Genomic DNA, 6,804 nt, shown 5'->3' with positions numbered 1-6,804 from the left:
AAATTGCAATCGGTCGCGACATTAGGCATGACGCTCATGTTGATGAGCACAAATACGATGCCGGTCAAATGCGCAGTATCGCCCGTAAGAAAGTCTGCGGTAGCCGCTCCACATCATGGGCATGCCCGGCGTATGGAAGCGCGCGCATGCCTCCCACGACGCGAACACCCCGGCAACAATCAAGACAAATGACAACTGGATCTGCGCTCGCCGGTGGCCCTTTGCCTAGCGACAGCAAAAAACCGCGTGCTCTCGATTGCCCAGACGGCGTTCACGGGCTTTCCATAGTCTTGTTGACAACAAATGCGACCACATCCCGCTTGGAAAATTTCATGGAAATCAAAAGCACCAGGTACATTTCTCTTGTAATTTGTGATTTTATAAGCGATTTTCTTTGCTACTGCTGCAGGAATAAGGGCCTATCTCCCGATGAAATTGCGATAATTTGCGTCATTGTGACACAAACTGTGAGAGAATTAAAAACAAGCAACTTTGCTCGAGTAAATTTTGGAACTGAAAATTTTGCACTTCCCAATGAATATAGGCCATCTATTAGTGTAAAATTTGTTCAGAACCAGCTAGGAATGAGTCGAGAAACCACAAGACAAAAGCTCGAAAGCCTTGGAACAAAGAAATTTATGCATAAAACAAAGGGGGGATACACTTTTCCAGCTCAATATGGAGACGATGATTTGACGAAGGATTTAAGAGAGTACTTGATGAAGAGATACATATTATTACAAGAAGATTTGAATAATATGCCAGACTGATTCTGCTTTTCCTTTGCTGCGCAGCCATCGAAGGTCTGATGCCCAAAATGGGCAAATTGCCTTGTCAGAGCCGCCGGGCAGGATACCATCAAGGTTGGAAGCAGGCATCGGGAGCCCTGCTCAAAAGACAAGAACGTTGCATAGAAAAAATTCGAACAGTCGCCGGCCGAATTGATAGCGCATTCAGCGCTTTACTCATGGCGCAGGATATGATCGATAAGATCATCCCTGATGCCCAAGACGAACAGACACGGGCACTTGCGGCTCAATTTATCGCTAAACTTATAAAGGCGGCTATTGACCAGCTAGTTCAAACCGACGGTTGCGATGTCGAAATACAAGAACTTCCGGATAACATATCGCGGATTTTCAACGCCGTAAGCTGCAGCGACGGTGGAGAGATAATTGACACCGTGGACATCGACACGCAAATCGAGCGCCACCTTTACCATCTGATGTCTGGCGCGGCCTGACTGCCCAGCAAGCTCAGTCAAGCGTTTCCGCGCTGCAGCAGGCCAGCACATAAACCAGCAGCCAACCTTCATCACGCACCGATCAGCCGGGCCAACCGACCATTCACGACTGCGACGATGCACCGGCTCCCTACCATGCCTGCACAGCGTCGAGCGCGCTCGACATCTTCAAAGATGGCTCAACCTGGTGTCCTCACGCTGCAGCCACCTCCGAGCAGTCCTGCTTCGCCGCGTAGGTCGCACAGGTGTAGCTGCGCTCCCACGCCCAGCAGGGCCGGGTTATGGACATGCCGCCGACTGTGCGGGTGACGGGATCGCAGTCGGTGCAGCCACCGCCCGCAAAGGTCTGCGTTCCCAGCATGTAGTGCTGCAGTCAGCGCACTAGGCGCTGCGCAACCGCCGCGCGATGGCCCGGCCTCAGCCGCCTGTCCAAAGCTGAAGGCGGGAAGCTGCGGAAGTACAAGTGGTACCGGATCGGCAATTTCCACATCTAGATCGTGCGCCAGAGAACGGGGTTAGCAAGGGCTTCACAGTATTCGCTATGGGCACGACCTCGAAGCTGATCATTGCTTATGTTTATTGCTTCGCCATCAGGCTGGCGACTGTCAGGTTACTCAATGTGTTGCTCACGGCCAAGCAGCACCCAATTCACACCATCCTAGCCAACATTAACGGTCATTTTGCCGGCTCGCTCCCCAGGGTAAGATCAATCAGACTGCAACCTTGGCGATCTCGTCAAGCACCATCTGTGCGTGCTCCTTCCGGCAGATCAACAAGTCAGGCATGTAGACGTTGGCCTGATTGTAGATCAGCGGGCTGCCATCGATACGTGAGCAGTGCAGGCCATGGGCGAGCGCCACGGCAACCGGCGCGCAGGAATCCCACTCGTACTGGCCACCCGAATGCAAATAGATGTCGGCTTCACCGCGCACGATGGCCATGGCCTTGGCTCCCGCCGAACCCATTGGCACCAGCTCTGCACCGATTTTCATGGCCACTTCGGTGGCTTCCCGCGCTGGGCGGGTGCGGCTTACGACCATGCGCAGCACTTCCGGCGCTTGCGGAACGGCGCTCGGACGGTCGGTCCGCAGCACCAGTCCCTTCTCTCCATCGGCGCCCGGCAGTGCCACGGCGCCGATCGTGGCAACGCCATCAATGGCAAGACCTACATGAACCGCCCAGTCCGCCCGTGCTTCGCCATATTCGCGGGTGCCATCAACCGGATCGATTATCCACACGCGTCTCTGGCTCAAGCGCTCGGCATTGTCCTTCTCCTCCTCGGACAGCAGGCCGTCTTCCGGACGTTGCTCTCTGATCGCATGGACGAGGAACTGGTTGGCAGTTGCATCCCCCGCCTTGCCGAGCGCCTTTAGGCTGAGCATGCCCGAGGCCCGCACATCGAGCAGAAGCTTGCCAGCCACTTGCGCGAGGTTTGCTGCCAGATCGGCATCGGTCATCTGTGCTGGTTCGATGACCATCAGGCATCTCCCAGCAGCTTGTCGACGATCACGTTTGCGGCCTCCTCCGGTGTCATCACAGTGGTATCGATGTGAATCTCGGGGTTGATGGGCGCTTCATAGGGGCTATCGATCCCGGTGAAGTTCTTGAGCTGGCCCGAACGTGCCTTCTTGTAGAGTCCCTTGACGTCGCGTTCTTCGGCGACGGAAAGCGGGGTGTCGATAAAGACCTCGAGGAACTCACCATCCGCAATGAGACCACGCACCATCTCACGTTCGGCGCGGAACGGGCTGATGAAGGCCGTGATCACAATGAGGCCCGCATCGGTCATCAGCTTTGCGACTTCGGCAACACGGCGAATGTTTTCGATGCGATCGGCCTCGGTGAAGCCCAGGTCCTTGTTGAGACCATGGCGCACATTATCGCCGTCGAGCAGGAACGTGTGCCGGTTCATGCGGTGCAGCTTCTTCTCGACGAGGTTGGCAATCGTCGATTTGCCCGACCCCGAGAGGCCTGTGAACCAAAGCACTGCAGGCTGCTGGTTCTTGAGCGCGCTATGCGCCTCGCGGCTGATGTCGAGCGCCTGCCAGTGCACGTTCTGCGAGCGGCGCAGCGAGAAGTTCAGCATGCCAGCCGCGACGGTCGCATTGGTCATCTTGTCAATCAGGATGAACCCGCCCAAGGCACGATTATCGGCGTAAGCTTCGAACACCACTGCCTTGTCAGTGGTTATCTCTGCTACCCCGATGGCATTGAGATCCAGCGTCTTTACAGCGATGCGTTCCATCGTGTTGACGTTAACGGCATACTTGGGCTGCTGCACCGTGGCGGAGACCATCTGGGCACCGAGCTTCAGCCAATAGCTTCGCCCGACATGCATGGCCTCATCATTCAGCCAAACCAATGTCGTCTCGAATTGGTCTGCTACCTGCGGCGGATTGGCTGCAACTGCAATCACGCTGCCGCGCGAGCAATCGATCTCATCGGCGAAGCAGACGGTCACCGATTCGCCGGCGACAGCTTCCTCAAGATCGCCATCCAGCGTGACGATCCGGGTGACCTTGCTGGTTTTGCCTGAAGGCAGCACCCGCACCTCATCGCCGGGCTTGACCGTGCCAGTGGCAACGAGACCGGAAAAGCCGCGGAAATCGAGATTGGGGCGGTTCACCCATTGCACCGGCATGCGGAAAGGCTTTTGTGCATCGCGCGCCGAGTTTACTTCCACTGTTTCGAGATGGTCGACAAGCGTCGGGCCGCGATACCAAGGGGTGTTCTCGCTTGGCGCGGTGATGTTGTCGCCCTTGAAGCCGGAGATCGGCATCGCGGTGAAAGTCTCAATGCCGATCGACTTTGCAAACTCGGCATAGTCGGCGATGATCTTGTCGTCGACGTCCTGGCTGTAGCCGACGAGATCCATCTTGTTGACTGCGAGAACAAGGTTCCTGATCCCGATCAGGTGGCACAGATAGGAATGCCGCCGCGTCTGCGTCAGCACGCCCTTGCGCGCGTCGATCAGGATCACCGCCAGGTCCGCCGTGCTCGCGCCGGTCACCATGTTGCGGGTATACTGCTCGTGGCCCGGGCAATCCGCCACGATGAACTTGCGCTTCTCGGTGCTGAAGAACCGGTAGGCAACGTCGATGGTGATGCCCTGCTCGCGCTCGGCGGCGAGGCCATCGACCAGCAGCGCGAAGTCGATCTCCTGTCCTTGCGTCCCCACCTTCTTGCTGTCGTTCTCGAGCGCTGCGAGCTGATCCTCGAAGATCATCTTAGAATCATAGAGCAAGCGCCCGATCAGCGTGGATTTTCCGTCGTCCACGCTGCCACAGGTGATGAAGCGCAGCATCGATTTGTGCTGGTGCAGATCGAGGTAGGCCTCGATGTCCTCGGCAATCAGCGCCTCGGTCTGATAGATCACATCCGTTCCCGACATCAGAAGTACCCCTGCTGCTTCTTGACTTCCATGCCGGCACCGCCGGCGTCCTTGTCGATCACGCGGCCCTGCCGCTCGCTGGTGGTCGTGAGCAGCGTTTCCTGGATCACTTCGTTGAGCGTGGTCGCCGCGCTCTCGACCGCGCCCGTCAGCGGGAAGCAGCCCAGCGTGCGGAAGCGGATCGAACGTTCTTTGATTTCAGGACGATAGCCCAGAACCTTCTCGAGCCGTGGCAAGTCGTCGGCCATGAACAGGCCGCCTTCCCACTCGAAGGTCGGCCGCTTGGCCGCGAAGTAGAGCGGCACGATCGGCACATCGTTGAGGCGGATGTACTGCCAGATATCGAGCTCGGTCCAGTTCGAGATCGGAAAGACCCGGATGCTCTCGCCCTTGTTTTTCCGGGCGTTGTAGATGTTCCACAGCTCGGGCCGCTGGTTCTTGGGGTCCCAGCCGTGCGAGGCGGTGCGGAAGCTGAAAATGCGCTCCTTGGCGCGGCTCTTCTCCTCATCGCGCCGCGCGCCGCCGAAAGCGGCATCGAAGCCCCACTTGTCGAGCGCCTGCTTCAGCCCCTCGGTCTTCCACATGTCGGTATGGAGCGGGCCATGGTCGAACGGATTTATCCCGCGCTCGGCCGCTTCAGGGTTCTGGTAGACGAGCAGCTCCATGCCGCTCTCCTTCGCCATGCGCTCGCGCAGTTCGTACATCGCCTTGAACTTCCACGTGGTATCCACATGGAGCAGCGGGAACGGCGGCTGGCTTGGGTAGAAGGCCTTGCGCGCCAGATGCAGCATCACCGCGCTGTCCTTGCCTACCGAATAGAGCATCACCGGGTTGGTCGCCTCGGCCACCACCTCGCGCATGATGTGGATCGCCTCGGCCTCGAGGCGCTGGATGTGGGTGAGCGTGGATTTCGCATGCAAGTCAGCCATCAGCTATGACCCTCTCTCTTTCGCTGTGCGTTGCCGCGCTCATCGCCGAGTCGCGTTGACTGCGAAGCTCTCATATGGGAGCAAAATCCATGACCTTCATTTCAGCGGACCAGCGCGAACTGTTTCTCCCTCTTATCGAAGGGATATCCGAAAGCCCGCCGTGGGGCACCTTCATGCGCAACCTCGCCGCACGGACTTATGCCCGCAGGGCGTTCCTGATCATCACGCTCGCCAATGCCATGCCCAGCCAGGAGCCTACCGTCCTTCATTTTGCGGCACCCAGAGCGAGCCAGGAACCACCGCTCGACTTTCGCCGGATAACCGCGCTGCGCCTCCATCCCTATGGAAGCTTGCGGCCTGAGCGCGTCTACAGCCTTGAAGAACTGCTTGATTACGACAATCCCGAACAACTTGACGCGCAGCGGACCGAACTGGATGCCATGGGCATTCGCTATGGCCGGTGCCTGCGCGTCTCCGCCGGAACAGCAGATGCCTGGCTGGTGCTGGTGCGCGAGCGGGAGGACTTCTCGGCAGCCGCGGTCGCCACCCTCAGTGCGATCGCACCGCTGTTCACGGTGGCACTGCGCGCCCAGGTGAGCCGATCCGAGCAGATCCTGCAGACGGAAATGGCGCAGGCTGCGCTGGCCCGCCTTGGGGTCGGGCAACTTGCCCTCGATCGCGATGGCCGGATCATAGCAGCAGATCCGCTTTCCGAGGCCAACCTGCCGATCGCCGAGGATCCCTCCGGTCGACCGGGGCGGAGACTTCAGATCCTCCCTGAAATCGCCCGCCAGGTGGAAGACGCCTGCGCCGCCATCGCGCATGGCCCTCCCGGTACCGAAAGGATCATCGCATTGGACCGGCATCGCGCCCTGTTTCTGCTGCTGCGCCGGGCCGAACTCTCGCTGCCAATACCAAGCGCGATTCCAGCGGTGATGGGGACCCTGCGCGTGGCAGCGAAGACGAACGGACGCAGCGCCATCGCCACCATCGCTGCAGTACACGGCCTATCGCAACGCGAAGCCGAACTCGCCCTTGGCATTCTTTCGGGCGAGACGATTGTCGAGGCCGGCGCGCGCCTGCACCTTACCACGGAGACGTCACGCAACTATTCTCGGCGCATTTACGCCAAGACCGGTACGCGCGGTCAGGCCGACCTTGTCCGCTTGCTGTTCAGCGGGCTGACCCCGTTGGCCTGACACCGCAAGGCAAGGCTGCGCCAAGCCAAAAGCTTCGCTCTA

At 58.8% G+C, this 6,804-nt stretch carries 7 protein-coding genes; 3 read left to right on the top strand and 4 right to left on the bottom strand.

Annotated features, from left to right (window positions below):
* A partial coding sequence (locus tag Q0O40_RS14770) for a hypothetical protein (RefSeq protein ID WP_295531528.1) occupies window positions 1–770 on the top strand: 770 nt, incomplete at its 5' end.
* Between the two features lie 47 nt (window positions 771–817).
* Window positions 818–1,243 carry a hypothetical protein gene (locus tag Q0O40_RS14765; RefSeq protein WP_295531526.1) on the top strand — a complete coding sequence of 142 codons (426 nt, stop codon included), beginning with the start codon at window positions 818–820 and terminating at the stop codon, window positions 1,241–1,243.
* 193 nt (window positions 1,244–1,436) lie between these two features.
* On the opposite strand, the gene traN is transcribed toward Q0O40_RS14765, so the two are convergent.
* The 4 genes from traN to cysD all read right to left on the bottom strand — a co-directional run bounded on the left by traN (window position 1,437) and on the right by cysD (window position 5,563).
* On the bottom strand, window positions 1,437–1,604 hold the full coding sequence (traN, locus tag Q0O40_RS14760; protein ID WP_295531523.1) for a conjugal transfer protein TraN: 168 nt from the start codon (window positions 1,602–1,604) through the stop codon (window positions 1,437–1,439).
* Window positions 1,605–1,953: 349 nt separating this feature from the next.
* Window positions 1,954–2,700: a 3'(2'),5'-bisphosphate nucleotidase CysQ gene (locus tag Q0O40_RS14755; RefSeq protein WP_295531532.1), complete on the bottom strand. Its 747-nt coding sequence runs from the start codon at window positions 2,698–2,700 to the stop codon at window positions 1,954–1,956.
* 20 nt (window positions 2,701–2,720) lie between these two features.
* Window positions 2,721–4,634: a sulfate adenylyltransferase subunit CysN gene (gene cysN, locus Q0O40_RS14750; RefSeq protein WP_295531521.1), complete on the bottom strand. Its 1,914-nt coding sequence runs from the start codon at window positions 4,632–4,634 to the stop codon at window positions 2,721–2,723.
* Window positions 4,634–5,563, bottom strand: a complete 930-nt coding sequence (gene cysD, locus Q0O40_RS14745; RefSeq protein WP_295531520.1) for a sulfate adenylyltransferase subunit CysD — start codon at window positions 5,561–5,563, stop codon at window positions 4,634–4,636. The genes cysN and cysD overlap by 1 nt, the downstream gene beginning before the upstream one ends.
* A gap of 89 nt (window positions 5,564–5,652) precedes the next feature.
* Here cysD and Q0O40_RS14740 point away from each other — a divergent pair, with 89 nt between their 5' ends.
* A complete protein-coding gene (locus Q0O40_RS14740) occupies window positions 5,653–6,762 on the top strand; it encodes a LuxR family transcriptional regulator (RefSeq protein WP_295531517.1) in 1,110 nt (369 codons plus the stop codon).
* Window positions 6,763–6,804 lie beyond the last annotated feature (42 nt).

It is taken from the genome of Novosphingobium sp. Chol11 (assembly GCF_945870625.1).
Taxonomy (GTDB): Bacteria; Pseudomonadota; Alphaproteobacteria; order Sphingomonadales; family Sphingomonadaceae; genus Novosphingobium.
Note: the sequence above shows the minus strand (reverse complement) of the source record. Positions and strands in the feature narration are given on the sequence as shown.